Source organism: uncultured Methanobrevibacter sp., from assembly GCF_947170395.1.
Taxonomy (GTDB): domain Archaea; phylum Methanobacteriota; class Methanobacteria; order Methanobacteriales; family Methanobacteriaceae; genus Methanocatella.
Map to the genome: position 1 here is coordinate 1 of NZ_CAMVTE010000013.1, position 22,645 is coordinate 22,645.

The window sequence follows — 22,645 nt, forward strand, 5'->3', positions numbered from 1 at the left end:
CCATAGTTCTTCTTGTGTGAGTTTAGCCATACATTGTTATTTATATATCGCTTATTTAGTACTTTTATACCAGTTTTAACTATTTATATTGTGTTATCAAGTTTTTCACAGTTTTTTACATTTTTTCATCGCTTTGACCACTCATTAACTATATCATAGATATACTTTAATAGAAATCGTTTAATACTATGAATTTGATATTTAATAATTAAGTGATTATTATGACTTCAGGTGTTTCAAATAATTATCTGGGACAAGCGATTGTTGAACTTAAAAGGGCATTGGAAAACGATGACAATGCGGCTGAAAAAATGACTGACTTCATTTTAGAGCTTAAAGTGTCAAATCTGTTTATTCCAGGTATCGATGAGGGAGAAGAACTTGTTTACGAAACATTCATTTTCGAAGAGGATGATTTGAACGTGCTTCCGCTTTTCACAAGCGAGGAAGAGTTCTTCAAACACTACGATGATAACTCAGAATTCAAACCTGTTTCAAACGAGTTTGAAATCTATGCTGGAATCTCAGATGACATTGACGCAATTGTTATAGACCCTGAAGGGGAATCATTTTTCGTCACACCTGAAATGATCGAGTTTGCAGCCGAAGACTTCTCCATTTCCTATGATGACATCAAGGCCCGTTCCGTTAATGAAATAAGACAGGTATATGACAGCGTTTCAAACGAATCCCTTTGTCAGTTCATACGTGACGAGTCAAATGATGATGATTTGGAAGGCCTTATGGCCGAACTGTCAGGCTCATGGCTTATAAATCTCGTCGTAAGCGAAACTTCACTTGATGAGTTTGCCGATGACGGCATCATCAAAGCCGATGACGTTGACGGATTCAGCCTTTGCGTGATGGAAGATGACGATTCAGGCTATGGAATAGTGTTCACCGACAAAGATGCAATATCTAAAGCTCTTGATGAAGACGGCCTTTTCTACTACGCTCAGCTTACAAGGCTAAGTTCACTGTTTGAGTTTGTCCTGAGAAACGACATGGACGGGGTAATCATCAACCCTGAAAGCGATGATTATCTTATCGAAAGAAGCGCAATACTCGCCCAGGCAAGCGGAATCGACCTTGTGGCTGAAGACGCAAGCTTTAAAAACTGCCTGGATTATGCATTCATATTATAATTTGTCTTTGACAAATTCTTTTTTTATTTTTTTTCAAAACCCTTTTAAGCTTTCAAAACAAAACTACTTTTGATGATAACACACAAACACCTCAGAACTGTCATTGAAGACATATATCTAAACGGCAATGAAATAACCGAGGATTTGCTTTTAAGGCTTATAAATGAATTCAGATACTCCAACCTATACATTCCGGCCAAAAGGCAAGACGGAAAGCTCAACTTCATAATCTATGAGGATGATGATTTGATGATAACTCCCCTTTTTACAGATCTTGACGAATTTCACAAGTTTTTTAAAGGCGATGACGTTGAGGTTTTAAACAACACCTTCGAGCTTTACCAGAACATTTTAAAAAACTCCGAAATCGAAGGATATATCCTCAATCCAGCATCGGAAAAGTATCTCTTCAAAAAGGAGTTCATCTTATCGATTGAAAACCTTCCAAAAACATTTTTCTACTCACAGAATCCTTACACTCCCGGTGAGCTTAAGGCAATCTATGATGCAATAGATAATTCCGACTTGGAGGAGTTTGCAGCAAACCGCCAGAACATCGGTGACTATGAGGGGCTCTTTGAAAGGCTTGCATCATCAGACATTCTCTGTCTCATGGAGTCTGAAAGCAGCCTGGAGGCGTATATGAAAGACGGCATCATCGACATGCAGAAAACCGGACCTCTTGCAAGCATGTTTACCGACAATGTCGGCGGAGTATATGCAACCATTTTCTCATCCCGTGAAAAAATATCAAAAATAAATACCTCAAAGTTCCGCTACGCCCAGATTGTAAACCTTGCAACCCTTGTCAATTTCGTTTTAACCGAGGACATGGACGGCATCATACTCAATCCCGGCTCGGATGACGTTCTAATTTCAAGAACCAAGCTTTTGAACTATTCACTTGGCTTTGAGAGATTTGCAAACGACGAAAGGCTTTCCACATCAATGTACTATCTTTTCAGTGTATGAAAATTTTTAATACTCACAAAATATAAACTATAAACCATGTCTGAATTATCCGAGTTAATAGAAATAAACAGAAACATCGAAAAGCAAAACGAGGAAATCATCCGACTTTTAAAAAAGATTGCAGGTGAGGATGGTTTCACCTACGTAAAGATGGAAAAGGAAGAGGTCGTTTTTGATGAAATCGAAGCCGTTGATCTTTTGAAGACAACACCTGATGTCGGCGAGGTATACTTTGTTGATAATGGTGAGGTTTTTTTCCTAAAAATCGAAAACGGCGAGACTGTAGTTAGAAATCTTTCAGGTAAAGGCGAACCAAGTGATTTTGAAATCCAGGAGCTTGTTGCAGGTGAAACAATAAAAAGGGATGAGGCCATAGGTGAAAACATCGTCGTTTTGGGCGTTGAAAACTCCCAGAACCTGCCGCAGATACTTCAGGTCTGCCATGAACAGGGTGCAGAGAAGGTATACATCCCATGGTATGAGATGAAACAGCTCATAGGAGCTCCTGAGACACTGATGACCCTTTTGAAACTTGACTTTTACAGAACAGAAGAGGAACTCTTGATGAAACTCTTCGCATAAGGTGATAAAATGACAAAATACTGTCCGAACTGTGGAGAGCATCTCATAGACGATGCAAAATTCTGCAAAAGCTGCGGAATGAAACTGGATGGAAGCCAAAAAACAAACCCGTCCGAGTACAAGTTCACACCTCCTGTTGTTGAAAAGGATTATAAATTAATATCACTCATAGGTGGGGCGATAGGATTTCTGATTTTTCCTTTAATCGGAATTATCATTGGAATTTACATTTATACCCGAAAGGACAGCTCAAGGGCTAAAACCTATGGTTCGGCAGTAATAGGGGTATCAGTTTTAAAGGTAATTTTTAACTTCCTTAGAATAATTTTTTACATATGATTTAAATGACTTTTGAAATTCTTGAAAAATATGCAAAAGAAGATGTGGAAAAAACACGGCTGATAGATTCGCTTTTAAATCCTCCACACCTTAATTATTGTCTTAAAGAAATCAGTTTTTCTGATATGGCTTTCGAGCCAAAGTTCGAAGAGCCGCTGATGCAGTGTCCAAGCTGCGGGGAAAAATATCCCGAAAGCGAAATGTTCTGCATGAAATGCGGCGTAAAGCTTACAGACATCGAAGATGTCAATATATATGAGCTTGAAGTATCACATGTCTTTGATGTTGCCGGCGAAAATGTCTATGAAAGCTTTGAGGAAATATTTTCTGAGAACAACATTAAAGCAGTCAGAAAGTTTAATCTGAGGGTAGCCCATTTCAAAAAGATAATCGATGAAATCAGAATGGCCGCAATCGCAAACGTCGATAAAGCCATCAAGGAAAACGACATCAATTTAAAGGAGTTGTCTGTTCTTGAGAAGATTTTGCTTTTTTCAAAGTCATTTGTTGATATCGAATACAAATCACAGGGCTCAGAACTCGGATATTACGAATTCAACAGGATTTATGTTGATGACAGACAGCTTGACGCCCTTCAGATTACAACGCTTCTCCATGAACTTACACATTTTCTAATAAAAGAGATAGTTTGCCGCATTCTCTGTCTGCTTTTGGACTGCGCCAAAACAGCCCAAATCGAATCGGTTGCAACATATATTCTTTCATACTCACAGATAAATCAGTTGATTGACGAGTATGCAGCACACACAGTCGAGGGACGCTTCACACTTATGGGCTATCAGGACTATTCATCATTTCTAAACATCCAAAATTCAATAGACGCACCGGACGAGGAAATAGAGATGATCAAGGCAATCGGAAATACTCTTGCAGACCATATCAAAAAAATCATCGAGGCATACGTTGACCGTGACATGCTTGAAGAGATAAAAAGGCAGTTTAAATCAGACATAATGGAAAGGCCTGATTACTCCAATCTTGAACATGAAAACTGTATGCTTTTAAACGGCAGGGGACTGATTCAGGCACTGAGGCTTGTCATGGCAGATGGATTTGAAATCGCCTGCGATAACATTGACACATTAAAGAAATACAACATGCAATGGTGATATCATTAGGCATATACTTAAGAAATTTGATGAACTGTCATTATATGAGCTTTATGGGATTTTACGCCTTAGAAGTGAAGTCTTTGTTGTGGAGCAGGACTGCCCATATCAGGACCTTGACGGCAAGGATTTGTGCGCATGGCATATGTTTTTAATGGACGGAGACGAGGTGGTTTCTGTTTTGAGAATACTTCCCGAAGGCGTTTCATATGATGAAATGGCAATCGGAAGGCTGATCGTTAAAAAGGACTATAGGGGTCAGGGCATTTCACAGCAAATGATGAAAAAGGCAATCTGTTTCATTACAGATTATTTGGGAAAGGATAAAATCAGACTGTCCGGTCAGGCATATCTTTTGGATTTCTACTGCAGTTTAGGTTTTAGGAAAGTCTCTGACGTCTATCTGGAAGACGGAATTGACCATTACGAATTCTTATATGAGGTAAAAAAATGAACATCAAACAAAAGGTTTTGGAACTAAACTCACAGTACAAAAACGAAAACAAAAACATTGAAGATTTTCTTTTGACAATAATTACAAGATACCAGCTTTTCGAGCCGTGCAGATACCTGGCAGAAGACGACGAATGGGTAAACGTCGCAATGGAATCATTTGAGGATGAAAGCGTTGCCCAGGCAATGTCAATCAGAAAATCCGAAATCGTGATGTTTGCAATATTCAACCGTGAGGAAATCGAGGTTGTCGAGCCTAAACAGGAATCAGAGGTTTTTTATCAATGAAAGAGATTTTCATAGCCGAAGACTTTGACGTTGAGGATGTCTCATCCAGACTAATTTCCATAATGGCATCATGGTCTTCAAGGCTTTTAGACATAAACGGACCAAGCTGGGTTGTCTATAGCTGGGATATGGAAGTCAAATATCTGTTTTTCTTTGAAGTGGACTTCAATGACATTGAAACACGTATAAAATTAGAGGATTTAAAGCTTAATGTCATTCACGCAATCGAATCGCTTAAAGACGAGACCACATACCGCGATAATCTGATAAACGAAGTTTTTCTAAAAAAATAAAAAAAGAAAGAATTAACCCTATTTGTTAATTCTTGTATTGTAGTATCTTACACCTTCATCATCATATGTATACCATCTTTGTACTTCTTCATCGAACTTTTCGCCGATTACGGTAACATATGAATCGGTTTGAGGGTTGTAAACTTTATAAGTTGCATTGGTATTGTTTGTTTCATTGACTCTAGTTGAATTGTCTCCAACAACATTTGTATTTGTAATGTTGTCTGCGTTGATTACAGTTTTTTGAGTTGTATTGTTGGTGATGTCCATTGCGGTATTGTCTGAAGTGTAGACGTATGCTGCAACGCCAACCAGTGCAATGACCAAAATTGCAATGGCAACCAAAATAATGTTTTTCTTATCGAGTGCCATAAAATATCACCTGTTAATATATTAGTATCTTATCCTATTTATTAATATCACTCACGTCGTAGTCATCTATGATTAGATAGTCATATTCGGAATGTTTTTGCTTGATTTCGCCGATTACCTTTGCCTTGATATCTTCCCGGTCATAGTCAAAGTCAACAATCATGTCAACAGTAACGAGCTTGTCCTCCTCATAGACAATAAATCCGTGGGTTTCAATGATTCCTTCGTATTTGGCACATATTTCAGCCAAGTCATCCTGAATTTCGCGATATCCTTCCTGCTTTGCATAGATTCCGACGGTTACAGCGATTGTAAACTCCTCATAGATTTTACCGGAAATAAGTCTTGAAAGCTTCTGGATTTCAACGGCCGTAAGTGAATCGTCAACCTTTACGTGGATAGATCCGTTCATGCTTTCAGGTCCGTAGTTGTGAAGCACCAAGTCATATACTCCATAAACCTGCGGAAACTCCATAATTGATTTTTTGATTTTTTTACTTAATTCGGTATCGATTCTTTTGCCTATGAGGCTGTCGACGGTTTCGCGAAGCATGTCAATACCTGCCTTGATAATGACGGCTGAAATTATTACGCCTAAAATTCCCTCAACGGAAATTCCCCAGATGTATGATATTATTGCTCCGACGAGTGTTGCAAAGGAAAGTATAGCATCAAAGTATGCATCGCTTCCGGATGCCACAAGTGCCTGTGAGTTTATGGTCTCACCAACGCTCTTGACATATCTTCCCAAAACGAATTTCACGCCAACTGCAACAGCAATGATTATAAGTGAAACCACTGAATAGCTTGTAACGTCAGGATTCCATATCTTTGGAGCGGACTCAAGCAATGCTGTAACTCCAGCCCAAAGCACGATTGCAACGATAATGACTGAAGAGAAGTATTCTATTCTTCCGAATCCGTAAGGATGGTCCTTGTCAGGGGCCTTGTTTGCCAGCTTTGTACCTATGATTGTTATTATGGAAGACAAGGCATCGGTCAGGTTGTTTACTGCATCCAATGTAATCGCAATTGAATTTACCAGAATTCCGATAGTTGCCTTAAATGCAACCAGAACCAGATTGACAGCAATTCCGATTATACTGGTTTTAATGATTTTTTCCTGTCTTGTCATAATGTAATGTCTGTTGGGCAATGGTTAAAAATATTGTTATTAAATTCGAAAAAAAGTATGATTGTATTCATTCTCCAATAGATTTTTGGTGATGGGTTTATTCAAAATTTTCATTGATTTTGTGGAGTCTGTCGATTTCACGCTCAAGGATTTCATGAATGTTTTCGGTCTTTAAAAGACGGTGGTGGAAATCATGTATCTCCACTTTCTTTGGAACCTTGAGATAGTCCCCGTATCTGTATTCAAGATAATGAACAGGGTTTTTGGGACATGGGTATTCTCTTGACTCGAAGCCGATTGTGGAGAGCGGAAACATCTCGTCTGTTTCATATACTCCGAATGAAAAGTCGCTGTCCTCGATTGATGTCATTACATGGTCGCACTTTTCGGTTGTAAGGTTAAGCTTTTGGAATGTGGATTTTAGGAGTTCACGTCTGTCGGCTCCGGCGTTTATCTCAACTCTGAAGCGTTTGTGCTCTTCAAGGTATTTTTCCTTTAAATCATCGGTAATCTTTTCAACGTAATCTGTCGGGAAAACGTCAACAAAACCTATCAAATCATCTTCGACCCAGTAGTCGAGCTTGGTGAATGGAGTAATCTTTCCGCCGGCCTTTGCGGTATTTTTCACAAGTAGATTGTCCTCAAGACCGTATGATTTGACCTCCGCTCTGACGACATCGAGGAATTTCTCATAGTCGCATCTCATCATGTTGATGTCGCAGTCATCATCCCACGGGATGAATCCGCCGTGCCTGTATGCTCCAAGAAGGCTTCCTCCGTAAAGCCACCATTCGATGCCGTGCTTTTTGCACACGTTGTCGATAAAGTCAAGCATTTCCAAAACCAGTTCACGTGACTGAACAACCAGTCTTTTTGGGGTAAGTTCATGGAAAACGTAAAGGTTATTGAAAAGAATGTTGTAGGAGTCCAAAATTTCGGCGTTTTCCCTCTCCAACTTTCTGATTCTCATTTCAAGCTCTCTGTTTCCCCTTATGAGTCTGCCTACCTTTGATTTAATTTTTCTTACCTTGTTCATTAAAGACATTGAAAACCACAATCCTTTTTATGATATTCTTTTATGCAGTGAAAATATTTAAATTTATTTAGTATGACATTTAAATATTATATTATAGTAAATTCAAGGTGTATGATTAATGTATCAGAAAATTTTATTACCTACCGACGGATCAGGTTATGCCGAACAGGAAGTTGACAGGGTCACCAAGCTCATTGCAGATGACGGTGAGATAATAGTGCTTTCTGTAGCTGGAAAACTGACTTCCAGTGCATTTCAAAGTAGAAATAAGGTAAGAAAGGTCAATGAAAGACTTTTGAAGGAAGCAAAAACTGCTGTCAAAAGCATGGCCGACAAGTTCGACGATTCCCTTAACGTCAAGACAATCGTAAGGACAGGTTTTCCGGCAGAAACAATCAATGAGGTTGTAGCCGAGGAAGGCGTTGAGCTTATCGTGATTTCAGCTTCAGGTAAAAGCGGTCTTCACAGGCTGATTATTGGAAGCGTTGCAGAAAAGGTTTTGAAAACCGCAGACATTGACGTTTTGCTAATCCACAACAACGAAATCTAAGGTGTATCTATGGACAGAAGACGTACAATTATTATAGCTGTTGGCGTAATAGCCGTATTGGCGATTGCATCATTCATCTTCATTTCAGCAAACAGCCACAATACCAAAATAGAAGTGACAAGCAACTCCACACTTAAAAACGGTGACATTCTGGAGCTTGTGCTTACCGATGAGTACAGAAACGTCTATCCGAATGAAGTCATTGACGTAAAGATATTGGATGATTCAGGATGGGCAAACAAATATCAGGCAACAACCGACGATAACGGTAAGGCAACTGTGGAACTTCAGACATTTGAAAACGGAAACTACACAGTTCACTGCAACTATAACGGTACATTGTTTAACAAACCATCAAGCAGCGTCACAAACCTTGCAATTGATGACGGCCTGCACTGATTTTATTTTTTTTGAGGTTTTGGATGACTAAGGTATCTGTAATAATGCCTGTTTACAATGCAGCCGACTATCTGGTGAAATCCGTTGACTGCATTTTAAACCAGACACTTGAGGATTTGGAACTGATTTGCGTTGATGACGGCTCAACAGATGACTCCTTAGACATTTTAAACGACATTGCTTCTAAAGACTCTCGCGTAAGTGTCTACCACCAGACCAACCGTGGCGGCGGCGCTGCAAGAAACAGCGCACTGAAGCATACCACAGGTGAGTATCTCTATTTTATGGATGCCGACGATGAGCTGGATTTAAATGCATTTTCTGATTTTTATGAAATATCTCAAAAAAACAGTCTTGATTTTATTATTTTCAAGGCAATAAACTATGCCGATGATACCGGCGAGTACTTTGAAACCGACTACTACAACATGGCAAAAATTGCGGAATTCGCACAAGATAAAGTCTTCAGCCCGGATGATTTGGGTGAGCTTATATTCAACATCAGCGTTACTCCGTGGTGCAAGTTCTACAATCTTGAATTTGTCAAAAGAAGCGGCGCAAGGTTTCTTGAAGGATCCATTTTCCACGACAACCAGTTTTTCTGGGAAGTGCTTTTCAATGCAAAAAGAATGTATTTTATTGACAAGGCCTACTACACAAGAAGAAGGCACTCAGCATCATCTACCGGAGCCGGCGATGAGAGATACGTAAACATCATAAATGTGGTCAACAACATCATACTGCTTTTTGAAAAATACGAAAAGCTTGATGATTTCAAACATATCCTCTACAACAAGAAGGTATTGTGGACATATACACGCTACGTTGAAATCAAGGATGAATTCAAGGATTTATTTTTTAATGAACTTAAAAAAGACTACTCAAAAACACCAGAGGATTTCACAGCCTATCTTGACGGTGAAAACCTTTTCATTTTCAAAAGCGTTCTCGACTCAAAAACACCGGCCGAATTTGACAAAACCATCGAAAGCCATAGGAATAATTTCTCAAGAAAACTCAAAAATAAGCTTAAAAGCCTTTTAAAATAACATTTAACTTTAAATACTTTTTAAAACATAATTATTAAATGAGGATTTATATGGTTAAAGTATCTGTTGTTATTCCCGTTTATAATGTAGAAGAATTTTTGGGCGAATGTCTTGACAGCATAACAAATCAGACATTGGATGACATTGAAATAATATGCGTCAATGACGGCTCAAAGGACAAATCCCTGGAAATTTTAAATGAATATGCCGCAAAGGATGACCGTATCACCGTAATCGATCAGGAAAACGGTGGTCATGCTGTTGCAACAAACAATGGTATGAAACTTGCAAAGGGAAAGTACCTGTTTTTGATGGACTCAGACGACATTCTGGATTTGAAGGCACTTGAAGAGTCATACAATGTGGCAGAAGAAAAGAACGTTGATTTTGTGATTTTCCAGGCAATAAACTACTACATGGATACCGGTGAGCTTGTGGAGGCTGAAAACTACAGCATGAATGAGATAGCTGACCACGTGAAGGATTCGGTTTTCAGCTACAAAGACGTGAAGGACTATGTCTTTGACTTTACCGTAACCCCATGGTCCAAACTCTACAACAGGGAATTTATCGAAAAAAACAGCATTACCTTTCCCGAAGGGCTTGTATTTGACGACAACGTATTTTTCTATGACGTGCTCTTTGCGGCTGAAAGGATTACATTTCTCAAAAAGCATCTATTCAAGAGAAGATGGTACTCATCATCCTCAACAAGGTCCGGTGCAAGGCACTTCAAGGACTACATTCACATATGCGATTTGATATGGCAGGTATTCATCAAGTACGGCGTTTTCTGGGAATTTGAAAAGGAACTCTACTTCAAGAAGGTAAGTACAGTATACTACTGGTACAGACACATCAACGATGAGTTCAAAGACATTTTCTTTGAGGAAATGAAGGAGGACTACATGAAGATTGCAGCAGATAAGGAATTTTGCCAGAACTTTCTGGATAAAAGCACAGCTTCAAACAGAATTATCTTTAAAAATGCAATAAAATCCAAAAACAACGATGAATTCAGCCTGCTTATGGAGAATTTTGAACTTAAAAGGGAAAACGAAAGGCTTAAAAAGAAGATTGAGGAATATGAATCCTCAAACAGCTGGAAGATTACAAAGCCTTTAAGGTCAATAAGAAAATAGTTTTTCCGTGCGTGATATTATGGTTAAGGTTTCTGTTATTGTTCCGGTATACAATGCCGAGAAATACTTAAAAGAGTCAATCGACGGTGTCCTGAATCAGACATTGGATGATTTGGAGGTTTTATGCGTTGATGACGGCTCAACAGACAGGTCACTTGAGATTTTACAGGAAATTTCAAAGCGTGACAGTCGTGTGAAGTTCATCCACCAGGAAAACCGTGGCGGAGGGGCCGCACGTAACGTGGCAATTCCCCATGCAAAGGGAAAATACATCTATTTCATGGATGCCGATGATATACTTGACAAAACCGCTTTAAAGCAGTTCTATAAAATAGCCGAGGAAAAGAATCTTGACTTTCTTCTCTTTCAGGCAACAAACTACGATGAGGATACCGGCGAGTACTACGAAACCGAGGACTATACTATGGCAGAGCTTGCGGAATTCGTGGGAGATTCCATATTCAGCTGGCAGGACATAGGAGATTTATTATTCAAGATGTCAGTTACACCGTGGAGCAAGTTCTACAATACCGAATTTGTAAAAAGGTCAGGAGCACAGTTTGCAGAAGGCCTGATTTTCCACGACAACATATTCTTTTTTGATGTGATATTTGAAGCCGAAAGGATTTACTTTTACAAAAAATGCCTCTATACAAGAAGAAGACATTCCGCATCATCAACAGGTGCAGGAGACAGGCGTTTTATAGATTTCGTTACAATCTCAGACATGATATGGGAGAAGTTCTTCAAGCATGATGTCTTTGACAGATTTATAGTTGAGCTTGCATTCAAGAAGGTGAACAAGGTATATGCAAGATACAAGGGCATCAGAGACGAATACAAAAAAGATTACTTCATTGCAATGAAAAGGGACTATGACAGGATTGCAAGTGACGAAAGGTTCTGCAGGTTCTTTTATGATGCCTTGAACAACAACGACAAGAGAGTATTTACGGTAGTCATCAAATCCAAGGATTTCGATGAGTTCCAGCTCAGGATAAAAAATTACGAGCTTAAAAAGGACAATGAATGGCTCACCAATGAGAATTTGAGATTGAACAAGCTAAACAGCCAGCTTAGAAATTCAAACAGCTGGAAGCTTACCCAAAAATTAAGGAGAAACTAGATTCGGTGGTTTATTATGGTTAAAGTTTCTGTTATCATTCCGGTTTACAATGCCGAAAAATACCTCGAGGAGTCCATAAACGGAATCCTCAGCCAGACACTGACAGATCTGGAAGTTCTGTGTGTCGATGACGGTTCGGTCGACAGCTCACTTGAAATGCTGAACGAGTTTGCAAAATCAGACAGGCGCGTAAGGGTTTTCCATCAGGAAAACAGAGGCGGCGGAGCTGCCCGTAACACAGCCCTTCCCCATGCAACCGGAAAATACATATACTTTATGGATGCGGATGATTCTCTTGACTCAAACGCCCTGCAGGAGTTTTATGAAATCGCAGAGGACAAGAAAGTCGACTTTCTCATTTTCCAGGCAATGAACTACGCCGAAGATACAGGCGAGTACTATGAAACCCAGGACTATACGATGGCCGAGCTTGCAGAGGCAGTGGGCGATAAGATATTCAGCCATGAGGATATCGGCGATTTGATATTCAAGATGTCCGTTACACCGTGGAGCAAGTTCTACAATCGTGAGTTTGTCGAAAGCACAGGGGCTAGATTTGCCGAAGGTCTTATTTTTCATGACAACATATTCTTCTGGGACACACTTCTTTATGCAAAAAGGATTTACTTTTATGAGAAATTTTTATATACAAGACGCAGACACTCCGCATCATCAACAGGTGCAGGAGACAGGCGCTTTTTCAACTCAATAATCATCAACAACATGATTACACAGATTTTCATAAACCACGGACAGTTCGAAAAGCACCGCCACAGACTGTACAACAGAAAGCTCAATCTTCTCATCTTAAGATATACTACAATTCAGGAGGAGTACAAGGAGGAATTCTACCATCTTTTAAGGGAGGATTTCTTCAAGATGCTTGATGATGAGAGATATGATGACTTTATAGGTTGTCTTTGGAAGAAAAACAAGGTGTTTTTCAATTGCGTTGTCAATATTGATGATTTTGAAACCTTTGACGTTACCCTTGAAAACGGTCTTTTGGAACTGGACAATGAGGATCTGGAAAGGCGAAACGCCATTCTTGAAGAAATTACTACTGATTTGATGTCATCAAACAGCTGGAAGGTTACAATGCCTTTAAGGGCAGCCGGCCAGGTAAAGCGCAGGGTCGAAAGGCTTTCAAGGGACAAACTTGAAATGCGTCCTAAAGAAAAGTTCAGAGTGCTGTTTATACCTTCAGACAACAACCGCTCATCAGGAGCATTCCTTTCAATGAGCTATCTTGCAGCAAAGCTTAAAAACAAATACGGCATGGAGCCGTTTGTCATACTTCCAAACAAAGGAAACGGTGAGGAGATTCTAGACTCGTTATACATAAAACACATGCTTATACCGTCTGAAGACTGGGTCATACCGATGGACCAGGTTAAGGACGAGACCTATGAAAAGGAAGTTGAAAGAAAGAAAAAGGTCAACGAAAAGGCAATCGAGACAATATCCAAGTTCATCAAAATCAATGACTTTGACATTGTACATATCAACACCACATATTCATATGTAGGTGCAGAAGCGGCTCTTGAATGCGATGTTCCGTTCGTATGGCATTTGAGGGAGTTTCTTGAAGAGGATCAGGGAAATACCCTATGGGACCGTGAGGATGGAAACGCCCTAATCAATGAGGCAGACCGTGTAATAACAATATCAGACAGTCTCTATGACAAGTACAGAAACGTCATAGACAACAACAAGCTTGTAAGAATATACAACGGTATCGATTCAAGGAAATTCTACAAGCCAAACAGATCTCTTTTCCGCCATGACCGTGTCAAGTTCATAATGGTTGGAGGATTTGAGGAATATAAGGGCCAGATTGAATTTGCAAAGGCATGCGTCAAACTCTATGAAAACGGATTCAGGGACTTTGACATTGCATTTGTCGGAAAGGGCAAAAAGGCCATAAGAAAACTTGTAAAAGACATTTTCAAAAAGGCAAAAATGGACAATGTGGAATATCTCGGATACAGACAGGACGTTGAAAACTTCTACGCACAATCTGACATTTCATTTACATGCGCCAAATCAGAGGCGTTCGGAAGGACAACCGTTGAGGCAATGCTTTCCGGAAATCTTGTAATCGGAGCGGATTCAGCAGGAACCCGTGAACTTATTGATGACACAAAAACAGGAATACTCTACCGTCAGGGGGATGTGGTTGACCTTGCAAGCAAGATGTCATGGGCCGTAAACCACATAAGCCAGTCCAAAAAGATTGCACGTGCCGGATGCTATTACATGGCAGACAACATGACATCAGATATCAACGCAGATAACGTTTACAGATTATACAGTGAAATTACAGGTTATGAATACCATGAATCCTAAAGTATCGGTAATAATGCCGTCACTCAATGTGGCAGACTATATCGAAGAGTGCATTAAAAGCGTTGTCATGCAGACTCTAGGAGACATTGAGATAATCTGCATCGATGCCGGATCAGATGACGGAACACTTGAAATCCTTGAAATGTATGCTGATAAAGATGAAAGGATTCGTCTTCTTCACAGTGACGTTAAAAGCTACGGCCATCAGATGAACGCTGCAATCGCCGAAGCAAAAGGGGATTACATTGCAATAGTCGAAACCGATGACTACATAGCTTCCAATATGTTTGAGTCACTTTTCGATTTATCCGAAAACGGTTCAGTTGATGTCATAAAGGGCAATTTCTATCACGTATCCGAAAGAGAAACCAGAAAGGACACTGGAAAAAAGGGTCTTGTAAAGGAAAATGTGAAATTTACAATTGAGGATTATCCTGCAATAATAAAGGCGCATCCCTCAATATGGGCTGGAATATACAGAAGAGAGTTTCTTTTAGACAACAACATAACTTTTATCGAGGAGCCGGGCGGTGCATGGGTCGACAATCCCTTTTTTTATGAAACCTCATTTGCCGCTAAATCAATAAAATACACCGATGAGGCATATTACTATTACCGTGAGTTCAATCCGACCTCATCGACAAACAACCTTTCAGATTATACAATACCGATAAAAAGAATGCTCGACAATCTCGATGTCGTAGACAAATACAACAAAAAGTCCGACGCAATTCTTTCCATGGTATATATGAGGGCCTTTGCCTATCTGAGAAACATCGAAAGGCGTGAGTATTTCACCGAAAACCTTCCTGAAGTTAGGCCGCTTCTTTTTGAGATGATGAAAAGGCTTGATGAAGCACATATCAAATCAAAAAGGGATAAGACAGAATACTATAAGTACTTATCACCCTTAAGGCTTAAAAGGCAATTCAGCGATGAGGAGTATGAATATCTTCTTCGTGAAAATGACTTTCTCTATGAATCCTTAAGCCAATGCGAAAATAGGAAGGAAGATAAACAGAAAGAGCAATCATCATTTAAAGGAAAACTGAAAAAGTTTTTTTAGATAAACTATTATAAATAAAAAAAACATAATTTTATTATTAAATTTTAAATTTTTGGGATATTATGAATATTACTGTTATTGGAACTGGTTATGTAGGGCTCGTTACTGGAGCTTGCTTTTCTAAAATGGGAAATAAGGTATACTGTGTAGATATTGTAGAGGAAAAAATCGAAGGGCTTAAAAACAACATTCTGCCTATATTCGAACCTCATCTTGAAACTCTGGTGAGAACCAGTCAGGAAAAGGGAGATTTGATATTTACAACAGACATTAAGGAAGCTCTTGACGATACAAACATAATTTTCATTGCCGTTGGAACTCCTATGGCCGAGGACGGAAGCGCAAACCTTGACTACATTTTCTCAGCCGCTTCAGACATTGCAAACAACATTACAAAGGATTCGCTTGTGGTAATCAAATCCACAGTACCTGTCGGAACAGGATTTAAGGTAAGAGATCACATTAATGAAATATTGAAAGAAAGAGATTCCTCAGTTAAAATCAGCATGGCATCCAATCCGGAATTTCTAAAGGAAGGCCACGCAATCGAGGACTGTCTTCACCCTGACCGTGTCGTAATCGGAGCCGAGGATGAAGAGGTATTTGAAACCCTAAAGGATTTGTACTCAACATTCGTTTTAAACCATGACAGGTTCGTTTTGATGGACATCAAGTCATCTGAAATGACCAAGTACGTTGCAAACGCAATGCTTGCAACCAAGATATCATTCATGAACGAGATTGCAAACATCTGTGAGGTTACAGGTGCCAATGTCCAGAACGTAAGGCTTGGAATAGGTTCAGACAAAAGAATCGGTTATGATTTCATATATGCAGGATGCGGATATGGGGGAAGCTGTTTTCCAAAAGACGTTCAGGCATTAATCAACACTGCCGAAACACATGGTTACGAACCTAAAATATTGTCAAACGTTGAAAGCGTTAACAAAAAGCAGAAAACCGTTCTGGTTAAAAAGGTTATGGACAGGTTCGGTGAGGATTTAACCGGCCGCACATTTGCCATTTGGGGTCTTGCTTTCAAGCCGGGTACCGATGATGTAAGGGAGGCGACATCACTTGTTGTGGCATCCCACCTAATCAGGATGGGTGCCAAAATCAGGGCATATGACTCACAGGCAACAGAAGAGTTTAAGCGTGCAATCGATGACAAATACCTTGATTCCATTGAGTTTTGCGACAGGAGATATGATGCGCTGGATGGAAGCGATGCGCTGATACTCATTACCGAATGGAAGGAATTCAGAAACCCTGACTTTGATTTGCTTGCTGAAAAACTGACAGAAAAGGTAATATTTGACGGAAGAAATATTTACGATAAGAAAATAGCCAAAAAAGGATTTGAACTGTACCAGATAGGGTGTTAGATTTGCCTAAGTTAACTGTAATTGTTCCTGTTTACAATGTTGAAAAATACTTGAGAGAATGTCTTGACAGCCTTCTCAATCAGACATTTGACGATTTTAATATAGTATGCGTCAATGACGGCTCAACAGACTCATCACTTGAAATTCTTGAGGAGTACAAATCTAAAGACGACAGGATTACAGTTATATCACAGGACAATCTGGGCGTTTCAAAGGCACGTAATGCTGCAATGGGCCATATCACTGGAGAATATACATATTTCATGGACTCCGATGATGTCATTGAGCCTGATGCATTCGAGACATTATATAAAATAGCCGAAGACAAGGCTCTTGATTTTGTAATTTTTAAGATTATCAATTTTGACGATGAAACAGGCGAAAAGCAGCCGAACAAGTATTATGACATGCCTTATTTAAAGGAGTCTGTCGGTGAGGACATTTTCTCACATGCTGACATCGATCCTCATGACGTATTCAGGATTGCCGTTACGCCTGCAAGCAAATTCTACAGAAGCGATTTAATAAAGGATCTCAGATTTCCTGAAAATCTGATTTTTGAAGACAACGTGTTTTTCATAGAGTCATTTTTCAAGGCCGAAAGGGTTTATTTTTATGATGAATATCTAAGCAACAAGAGAGTCAGAAAGGGTTCAATCACCCATTCTCCCGATGCATCATTTATGGACTACATTGCCATTTCAGACAAGCTTATTGAAGTGGCTAAGCAGTATGGCCTTTATGATATATACAGAAAGGAACTCTACTTCAAGACCCTCAACAACATATTCTTCAGGTTTACTCAGGTCGATGATGACGTGAAGGTTGAATTCTTTGATAAAATCCAAAAGGATTTCAAATCCAAAAGGGATGAATACGCAAACGATGAGGATTTCCGCAGTTCCCCTGAGAGAATCAAAAAGATATTCTATGAGGGCATCGAATCACAGACCTACAGGGAATATGAGCTTTCAATCAACGTGTTTGATTTGGAAGATAAAATCGTAAAACAGCAGGATAGATATGAAGAGCGCATCACTCATTACCGTGGAAGAATTGACAGGCTCAACGATGACATTTCAAATAAAAGAAACCAGATCAAATCCCTTAAGGGTGACATCGCCAAAAAGAACAAACAAATCAAAAGGCTCAACGGAAAAATCGATAAACTTAATGAAAGAAACGATGCGCTTAAAAAGGTCAATGACGATTTGATGAATTCCACCAGCTGGAAGATTACAAAGCCCCTTCGTAAGGTTGGGGATTTCGCAAGAAGACAGAGCTGAATTTTTTAATAATATTTTTCTTATTTTTAATAATTTGTTTAAGGTATGCCACCTCGCCCGGAATATAATATAAACAAATAAATAGTGCAATGGTATAAAATATAATTGTAGATAAATTCTACACTATTTTAATATAGTTATAACTATTTGGTGTTTAAAAATGAATAAAAAGATAGGTTTTATTTTAGCTATAGTCCTCGTATCTTTAATGATGGTAGGTACTGTTAGCGCAGGTTTATTTGACTTTTTGGGGGGAAGTGACAATACTAACCAAACCGCAAACGATAACGATACCTTTATCGTAGGTTTCGATGCTGAATTCCCACCATACGGATTCAAGGATGACAGTGGAAACTACACTGGTTTCGACTTAGAACTGGCACAGGAAGTTTGTAAAAGAAACAACTGGACATTCAAGGCCCAGCCGATTGATTGGGATACCAAAGATGCAGAACTTGACTCAGGTTCCATTGACTGTATCTGGAACGGATTCACAATCGACGGAAGGGAAAATGACTACTTATGGTCTGACCCATACTTTGACAACAAACAGGTATTTATTGTAAAATCAGACTCAGGAATCAACTCCATTGCTGATTTGAAAGATAAAACCGTTGAAACACAAAAAGATTCTTCTGCTTTAGCTGCTCTTCAAGGAGACAATAAAACTATCGCAGACACTTTCAAAACTTTAAATGAAGTAGCTGACTATAACACTGCATTCATGGACCTGGAATCAGGTGTATGTGATGCTGTTGCTATGGATATCGGTGTTGCAGAATACGACATCCAAAACAAAAACAATTCAGCTGATTTCAAAATATTGGATGACTACATCACTACCGAAAAATACGGTATCGGATTTAAAAAAGGCAACGATGCATTGAAAAACCAAGTACAGGAAACCTTAAACGAAATGTTTGAAGATGGTACTGTTGCTAAAATCGCTGCAAAATACGGTATTTCCGAAGATGCTTTAATCCATCCATAAATAGACTGGTTTAAGAGGGGAGAATTAGTTATATGATATTGAGTACAGTAATTGAACAATTGCTTAACGGTATGGTTACCTCAATTGAGATATTCTTGCTTACTCTTTTATTCTCCCTTCCTCTCGGTTTAGTCATTGCTGGAGGAAGGATGAGTAGGTTTGCACCCTTAAGATGGTTGATGAAGATTTACATCTCAATCATGAGAGGTACTCCATTGATGCTGCAGTTGATTGTCGTATTTTTCGGACCGTACTATGTATTCGGTATGACCCTGTCACCTGATTACAGATTCATAGCAGTTATCATAGCATTCACAATTAATTATGCTGCATACTTTGCTGAAATATATAGGGGAGGAATTGAATCAATCAACAGCGGACAGTATGAGGCCGCACAGGTATTGGGTTACAGTAAACTTGAAACATTCTTCATCATTATCATGCCGCAGGTATTTAAGGTAATTCTTCCTTCAGTTACCAATGAAGTAATTACTCTTGTAAAGGATACTTCTCTGTCATTTGTAATTGCAATTCCGGAAATGTTTACAGTAGCAAAACAGATTGCAGCTGCAGATGCATCCATATCAGCGTTGCTTGTTGCAGGTATTTTCTATTATGTATTCAACATTGTCGTTGCATTTGTAATGGAATACATGGAGAAAAGATTGGATTATTATGAATAGGGGGAGTATTTTATGAGTTTGCTTGAAATAAAAAATCTAAAAAAGAGCTTTGGAGACAATGAGGTTTTAAAGGATATCTCTCTCAATGTCGAAAGGGGTGAGGTATTGGCAATAATCGGACCGTCAGGTTCCGGAAAGTCTACATTGCTTCGATGCATAACCGATTTGGAGACCGAAGACAGCGGTGAAATCAATTTCGACGGAACATTCGGACTTGTATTTCAGAACTTCAATCTGTTCCCGCACCATTCAGTAATGAAAAACATTACAAACGCTCCGATTCGTGTTCAGAAAAGAAAAAAGGAAGAAGTTATTGATCATGCAAGACACCTGCTCAAACAGATGGGTCTTGAGGATAAGGAAGACGCTTATCCTTGTGAACTTTCTGGAGGTCAGCAGCAAAGGGTTTCAATTGCAAGGGCATTGGCAATGAATCCGGATATTCTGTTTTTTGACGAACCGACATCAGCTCTTGATCCTGAGCTCACAGGTGAAATTCTCGAAGTTATCAAGGATTTGGCAGAACAGCGCATGACCATGGTCATCGTTACTCACGAAATGGCATTTGCACGTAATGTTTCAGATAAAATCTTATTCATGGACGAAGGTGTGATTGTAGAGCAGGGTACTCCTGATGAGGTATTTTCATCAGACAACCAGAGAATGAAAGATTTCCTTGGAAAATTCTACGACTGAATTTTTCCAACCAAATTCTTTTTATTTTAATTGATTTTACGATTGATTTAATTGAACTTTTTTTAATAACCGTCAATATTAACATTCATTATTTAAATTTAATAAAACATCATCATAAATTTAAAAATTAGTTTCCGTCCAACCTATATCTCGCCGCAGATTAATGCGATTTTCTGATTTTTCAATAAATATATTAAAGATTGTGAATAAAATAGTATTATCTAAATATAATTTTTAGGTGTATTAAATGAAATGTCCGAATTGTCAAAGTGAAAATTCAGAAACTGCTAAGTTTTGCAAAAAATGTGGGGCAGCACTTGAAAAAAACACTATCAGCCATGAAAGCATGATCAATTCCATGAGCGGCAATAAACCAAAAAGCAGCAATGACACCACTAAGATTATCATTATCGCATTGGCCATTGTTGCAGTGGTTCTCGCAGGCGCATTCATATACCTTTACGCATCTGGAAATTCTAGTTCAGATTCAAACAGCGCAAGTGCAGATGACAGTTCATCACAGGTGGAATCAACTCCGACACAGGCTTCCCAACCGACACAGGCCTCAAAACCGGCCTCTACATCAATGTCAATTCTGGGAGGAAGTTTTTCAACTGGTAGTGCGGAATCAGACAAGACATATGCTCAAATTTATGTAGGAACACAAAACGCAGGTAAAAGCGTTATTGTTCAAATATTCTATTCAAGGGATGGAAATGCACTGAATAATGGTAATATGGTACCGGCATCCGTTCACTCCGATGGATATCTCTACATAACAAGTGCAGACGCATACCACTATTATCCGGATTACGCTACAATTAATTTATATGATTCAAACAGTAACCTTATGGATACTCAAAGCGTTTCACTCACACCAACCAGTGGAACACAATACTTCTAAAATCATATAAATTCTTTTTTTATTTTTTTAATGCCATTTCAAGCAATGATTATTTATAGTAACAGTAATATAATTTAACCCATAACGGTGTTTTTATGATAGATGTTTCTTTAATTGTTCCTGTTTATAACGTATCCGAATATCTGCCCGAATGTCTTGACAGCCTAATCAATCAGACCTTTGAAAATATTGAAATTATATGCGTCAATGACGGGTCAACCGACAACTGCCTTGAGATTCTGGAAGACTATTCAAGAAAAGACGAGCGCATAAAAATCATTTCCCAAAAAAACAGTGGTCTTGGCGCAAGCAGAAACGTCGGAATGAAGCAGGCATCAGGCAAATACATTTTCTTTATGGATTCCGATGACTTTTTGGAACTTAACGCAATAGAACTGCTATATGAAAACATCACAAAAAACGAATCTGACGTGGCATTCTACCGAGGATACAAATACACAGACGGCAACAGAACCGATTACGCGATGCTTAACTTCAACAAGGTTTTTGGAGGCTGTGACTATCACGATTTCACATTCACATACAGGGACGCCAAGGGCTATGTTTTAAACAACGGCTACAATGCCGTTTTGAAACTTTACAGAAAGGAGTTTCTTGATTCATATCCCGATTTCTATTTTCCTGAAGGAATAGCTTTTGAAGACATTCTCTTTCACGTAAAGATGATGGTGAGGGCATCCAAACTGTCATTCATTCCAGACAGGCTCTATTATTACAGATACAATGAAAGTTCAATCGTAAACACTCCTGAATATACATTCGACATATTTTTAAACATTGATATGGTCGAGGAGTTTCTCATTAAAAACGGTCTGATGGAGGAGTTTGCAGAGGATTTTGAATACTTCAAGATGAAAAGGCTTGACTTTCACCTGATGAAGTCAAATTCAGAGGAATTTTTCCGAATGACCAAGGAGTGCTACAGCCATATTAAGCCGAATGATCTTTTCAAACCAGCCGAGCTTGAAAGGTTCAACATACTTCTTGACAGCGGCAATTTTGCAGAATACCTGATAAGATTATACAACAATAAGGACAAGGATTTGGCAAAGCTTAGAAAAACCAACAGGGATTTAAAAAACAAAAACAACAAGCTCAAAAAGGAAAATGATGATTTGAAAAGCAAAAACAATAAGCTTAAAAAGGCCAATGATGAGCTGGACAGCCTTAACAGTGAAATACTTTCTTCAAACAGCTGGAAGATAACAAAACCTTTAAGGTCATTTAAAAAGTCATTGAAATAGTCATGGTGA

The 22,645-nt window shown here is 38.9% G+C and carries 25 protein-coding genes; 22 read left to right on the top strand and 3 right to left on the bottom strand.

The genetic code is table 11. The features are described 5' to 3' along the window. The first annotated feature begins 221 nt into the window (after positions 1–221). The 8 genes from Q0W04_RS04900 (at position 222) to Q0W04_RS04935 (ending at position 5,202) form a co-directional block, all read left to right on the top strand. Positions 222–1,145, top strand: coding sequence for an SseB family protein (locus Q0W04_RS04900; RefSeq protein WP_298500937.1), 924 nt, complete (start codon positions 222–224; stop codon positions 1,143–1,145). 72 nt (positions 1,146–1,217) lie between these two features. Next, positions 1,218–2,117, top strand: a complete 900-nt coding sequence (locus Q0W04_RS04905) for an SseB family protein (protein WP_298500938.1) — start codon at positions 1,218–1,220, stop codon at positions 2,115–2,117. 36 nt (positions 2,118–2,153) lie between these two features. Next, a complete protein-coding gene (locus Q0W04_RS04910; protein WP_298500939.1) occupies positions 2,154–2,699 on the top strand; it encodes a hypothetical protein in 546 nt (181 codons plus the stop codon). A gap of 9 nt (positions 2,700–2,708) precedes the next feature. Beyond that, positions 2,709–3,038, top strand: a complete 330-nt coding sequence (locus Q0W04_RS04915; RefSeq protein ID WP_298500940.1) for a zinc ribbon domain-containing protein — start codon at positions 2,709–2,711, stop codon at positions 3,036–3,038. A 5-nt stretch (positions 3,039–3,043) separates the two neighbouring features. Then, a complete protein-coding gene (locus Q0W04_RS04920; RefSeq protein WP_298500941.1) occupies positions 3,044–4,168 on the top strand; it encodes a zinc ribbon domain-containing protein in 1,125 nt (374 codons plus the stop codon). An 88-nt stretch (positions 4,169–4,256) separates the two neighbouring features. Next, entirely contained in the window at positions 4,257–4,622 is a 366-nt protein-coding gene (locus Q0W04_RS04925; protein WP_298500942.1) for a GNAT family N-acetyltransferase, read from the top strand. Further along, complete coding sequence (locus Q0W04_RS04930) at positions 4,619–4,909, top strand: hypothetical protein (RefSeq protein WP_298500943.1); 291 nt, start codon at positions 4,619–4,621, stop codon at positions 4,907–4,909. The genes Q0W04_RS04925 and Q0W04_RS04930 overlap by 4 nt, the downstream gene beginning before the upstream one ends. Next, a complete protein-coding gene (locus Q0W04_RS04935) occupies positions 4,906–5,202 on the top strand; it encodes a hypothetical protein (protein ID WP_298500944.1) in 297 nt (98 codons plus the stop codon). Before Q0W04_RS04930 ends, Q0W04_RS04935 begins: the two co-directional genes overlap by 4 nt. An 18-nt stretch (positions 5,203–5,220) precedes the next feature. Here the strand turns inward: Q0W04_RS04935 and Q0W04_RS04940 are convergent, their stop codons facing one another. The 3 genes from Q0W04_RS04940 to Q0W04_RS04950 all read right to left on the bottom strand — a co-directional run bounded on the left by Q0W04_RS04940 (position 5,221) and on the right by Q0W04_RS04950 (position 7,745). Next, the gene (locus Q0W04_RS04940) at positions 5,221–5,574 is read right to left on the bottom strand and encodes a hypothetical protein (protein ID WP_298500945.1); all 354 of its coding nucleotides are present in this window, start codon (positions 5,572–5,574) and stop codon (positions 5,221–5,223) included. A gap of 34 nt (positions 5,575–5,608) precedes the next feature. Further along, positions 5,609–6,709: a cation diffusion facilitator family transporter gene (locus tag Q0W04_RS04945; RefSeq protein WP_298500947.1), complete on the bottom strand. Its 1,101-nt coding sequence runs from the start codon at positions 6,707–6,709 to the stop codon at positions 5,609–5,611. Positions 6,710–6,806: 97 nt separating this feature from the next. Next, complete coding sequence (locus Q0W04_RS04950) at positions 6,807–7,745, bottom strand: phosphorylcholine transferase LicD (RefSeq protein WP_298500948.1); 939 nt, start codon at positions 7,743–7,745, stop codon at positions 6,807–6,809. A 118-nt stretch (positions 7,746–7,863) separates the two neighbouring features. Between Q0W04_RS04950 and Q0W04_RS04955 the strand changes: the two genes are divergently transcribed. The 14 genes from Q0W04_RS04955 (at position 7,864) to Q0W04_RS05020 (ending at position 22,636) form a co-directional block, all read left to right on the top strand. Further along, on the top strand, positions 7,864–8,295 hold the full coding sequence (locus Q0W04_RS04955) for a universal stress protein (RefSeq protein WP_298500949.1): 432 nt from the start codon (positions 7,864–7,866) through the stop codon (positions 8,293–8,295). Positions 8,296–8,304: 9 nt separating this feature from the next. Then, positions 8,305–8,694, top strand: a complete 390-nt coding sequence (locus Q0W04_RS04960) for a hypothetical protein (protein WP_298500951.1) — start codon at positions 8,305–8,307, stop codon at positions 8,692–8,694. Positions 8,695–8,717: 23 nt separating this feature from the next. Then, positions 8,718–9,743 (top strand): glycosyltransferase, encoded by a 1,026-nt coding sequence (locus tag Q0W04_RS04965; RefSeq protein ID WP_298500953.1) that lies wholly within the window; start codon positions 8,718–8,720, stop codon positions 9,741–9,743. Between the two features lie 50 nt (positions 9,744–9,793). Then, on the top strand, positions 9,794–10,885 hold the full coding sequence (locus tag Q0W04_RS04970; RefSeq protein WP_298500955.1) for a glycosyltransferase: 1,092 nt from the start codon (positions 9,794–9,796) through the stop codon (positions 10,883–10,885). A gap of 19 nt (positions 10,886–10,904) precedes the next feature. Next, complete coding sequence (locus Q0W04_RS04975) at positions 10,905–12,011, top strand: glycosyltransferase family 2 protein (RefSeq protein ID WP_298500957.1); 1,107 nt, start codon at positions 10,905–10,907, stop codon at positions 12,009–12,011. Positions 12,012–12,026: 15 nt separating this feature from the next. Then, positions 12,027–14,360: a glycosyltransferase gene (locus Q0W04_RS04980; RefSeq protein WP_298500959.1), complete on the top strand. Its 2,334-nt coding sequence runs from the start codon at positions 12,027–12,029 to the stop codon at positions 14,358–14,360. After that, positions 14,350–15,426 (top strand): glycosyltransferase, encoded by a 1,077-nt coding sequence (locus tag Q0W04_RS04985; protein WP_298500961.1) that lies wholly within the window; start codon positions 14,350–14,352, stop codon positions 15,424–15,426. Before Q0W04_RS04980 ends, Q0W04_RS04985 begins: the two co-directional genes overlap by 11 nt. 62 nt (positions 15,427–15,488) lie before the next feature. Beyond that, a complete protein-coding gene (locus Q0W04_RS04990) occupies positions 15,489–16,811 on the top strand; it encodes a UDP-glucose/GDP-mannose dehydrogenase family protein (protein WP_298500964.1) in 1,323 nt (440 codons plus the stop codon). A 2-nt stretch (positions 16,812–16,813) separates the two neighbouring features. Further along, complete coding sequence (locus Q0W04_RS04995; protein WP_298500966.1) at positions 16,814–18,097, top strand: glycosyltransferase; 1,284 nt, start codon at positions 16,814–16,816, stop codon at positions 18,095–18,097. A 160-nt stretch (positions 18,098–18,257) separates the two neighbouring features. Beyond that, a complete protein-coding gene (locus Q0W04_RS05000; protein WP_298500968.1) occupies positions 18,258–19,088 on the top strand; it encodes an amino acid ABC transporter substrate-binding protein in 831 nt (276 codons plus the stop codon). A 32-nt stretch (positions 19,089–19,120) separates the two neighbouring features. Continuing rightward, positions 19,121–19,771: an amino acid ABC transporter permease gene (locus tag Q0W04_RS05005; RefSeq protein ID WP_298500970.1), complete on the top strand. Its 651-nt coding sequence runs from the start codon at positions 19,121–19,123 to the stop codon at positions 19,769–19,771. Positions 19,772–19,783: 12 nt separating this feature from the next. After that, complete coding sequence (locus tag Q0W04_RS05010; RefSeq protein ID WP_298500972.1) at positions 19,784–20,467, top strand: amino acid ABC transporter ATP-binding protein; 684 nt, start codon at positions 19,784–19,786, stop codon at positions 20,465–20,467. 247 nt (positions 20,468–20,714) lie between these two features. After that, positions 20,715–21,371: a zinc ribbon domain-containing protein gene (locus tag Q0W04_RS05015; protein ID WP_298500974.1), complete on the top strand. Its 657-nt coding sequence runs from the start codon at positions 20,715–20,717 to the stop codon at positions 21,369–21,371. Between the two features lie 95 nt (positions 21,372–21,466). Further along, complete coding sequence (locus Q0W04_RS05020; protein ID WP_298500975.1) at positions 21,467–22,636, top strand: glycosyltransferase family 2 protein; 1,170 nt, start codon at positions 21,467–21,469, stop codon at positions 22,634–22,636. Positions 22,637–22,645: the final 9 nt, after the last annotated feature.

Excerpts from the sequence above, each read along its gene's own strand:
- Q0W04_RS04900 (WP_298500937.1), top strand. The coding sequence starts at position 222 with ATGACTTCAGGTGTTTCAAATAATTATCTGGGACAAGCGATTGTTGAA.
- Q0W04_RS04905 (WP_298500938.1), top strand. The coding sequence starts at position 1,218 with ATGATAACACACAAACACCTCAGAACTGTCATTGAAGACATATATCTA.
- Q0W04_RS04910 (WP_298500939.1), top strand. The coding sequence starts at position 2,154 with ATGTCTGAATTATCCGAGTTAATAGAAATAAACAGAAACATCGAAAAG.
- Q0W04_RS04915 (WP_298500940.1), top strand. The coding sequence starts at position 2,709 with ATGACAAAATACTGTCCGAACTGTGGAGAGCATCTCATAGACGATGCA.
- Q0W04_RS04920 (WP_298500941.1), top strand. The coding sequence starts at position 3,044 with ATGACTTTTGAAATTCTTGAAAAATATGCAAAAGAAGATGTGGAAAAA.
- Q0W04_RS04930 (WP_298500943.1), top strand. The coding sequence starts at position 4,619 with ATGAACATCAAACAAAAGGTTTTGGAACTAAACTCACAGTACAAAAAC.
- Q0W04_RS04935 (WP_298500944.1), top strand. The coding sequence starts at position 4,906 with ATGAAAGAGATTTTCATAGCCGAAGACTTTGACGTTGAGGATGTCTCA.
- Q0W04_RS04940 (WP_298500945.1), bottom strand. The coding sequence starts at position 5,574 with ATGGCACTCGATAAGAAAAACATTATTTTGGTTGCCATTGCAATTTTG.
- Q0W04_RS04945 (WP_298500947.1), bottom strand. The coding sequence starts at position 6,709 with ATGACAAGACAGGAAAAAATCATTAAAACCAGTATAATCGGAATTGCT.
- Q0W04_RS04950 (WP_298500948.1), bottom strand. The coding sequence starts at position 7,745 with ATGAACAAGGTAAGAAAAATTAAATCAAAGGTAGGCAGACTCATAAGG.
- Q0W04_RS04955 (WP_298500949.1), top strand. The coding sequence starts at position 7,864 with ATGTATCAGAAAATTTTATTACCTACCGACGGATCAGGTTATGCCGAA.
- Q0W04_RS04960 (WP_298500951.1), top strand. The coding sequence starts at position 8,305 with ATGGACAGAAGACGTACAATTATTATAGCTGTTGGCGTAATAGCCGTA.
- Q0W04_RS04965 (WP_298500953.1), top strand. The coding sequence starts at position 8,718 with ATGACTAAGGTATCTGTAATAATGCCTGTTTACAATGCAGCCGACTAT.
- Q0W04_RS04970 (WP_298500955.1), top strand. The coding sequence starts at position 9,794 with ATGGTTAAAGTATCTGTTGTTATTCCCGTTTATAATGTAGAAGAATTT.
- Q0W04_RS04975 (WP_298500957.1), top strand. The coding sequence starts at position 10,905 with ATGGTTAAGGTTTCTGTTATTGTTCCGGTATACAATGCCGAGAAATAC.
- Q0W04_RS04980 (WP_298500959.1), top strand. The coding sequence starts at position 12,027 with ATGGTTAAAGTTTCTGTTATCATTCCGGTTTACAATGCCGAAAAATAC.
- Q0W04_RS04985 (WP_298500961.1), top strand. The coding sequence starts at position 14,350 with ATGAATCCTAAAGTATCGGTAATAATGCCGTCACTCAATGTGGCAGAC.
- Q0W04_RS04990 (WP_298500964.1), top strand. The coding sequence starts at position 15,489 with ATGAATATTACTGTTATTGGAACTGGTTATGTAGGGCTCGTTACTGGA.
- Q0W04_RS05000 (WP_298500968.1), top strand. The coding sequence starts at position 18,258 with ATGAATAAAAAGATAGGTTTTATTTTAGCTATAGTCCTCGTATCTTTA.
- Q0W04_RS05005 (WP_298500970.1), top strand. The coding sequence starts at position 19,121 with ATGATATTGAGTACAGTAATTGAACAATTGCTTAACGGTATGGTTACC.
- Q0W04_RS05010 (WP_298500972.1), top strand. The coding sequence starts at position 19,784 with ATGAGTTTGCTTGAAATAAAAAATCTAAAAAAGAGCTTTGGAGACAAT.
- Q0W04_RS05015 (WP_298500974.1), top strand. The coding sequence starts at position 20,715 with ATGAAATGTCCGAATTGTCAAAGTGAAAATTCAGAAACTGCTAAGTTT.
- Q0W04_RS05020 (WP_298500975.1), top strand. The coding sequence starts at position 21,467 with ATGATAGATGTTTCTTTAATTGTTCCTGTTTATAACGTATCCGAATAT.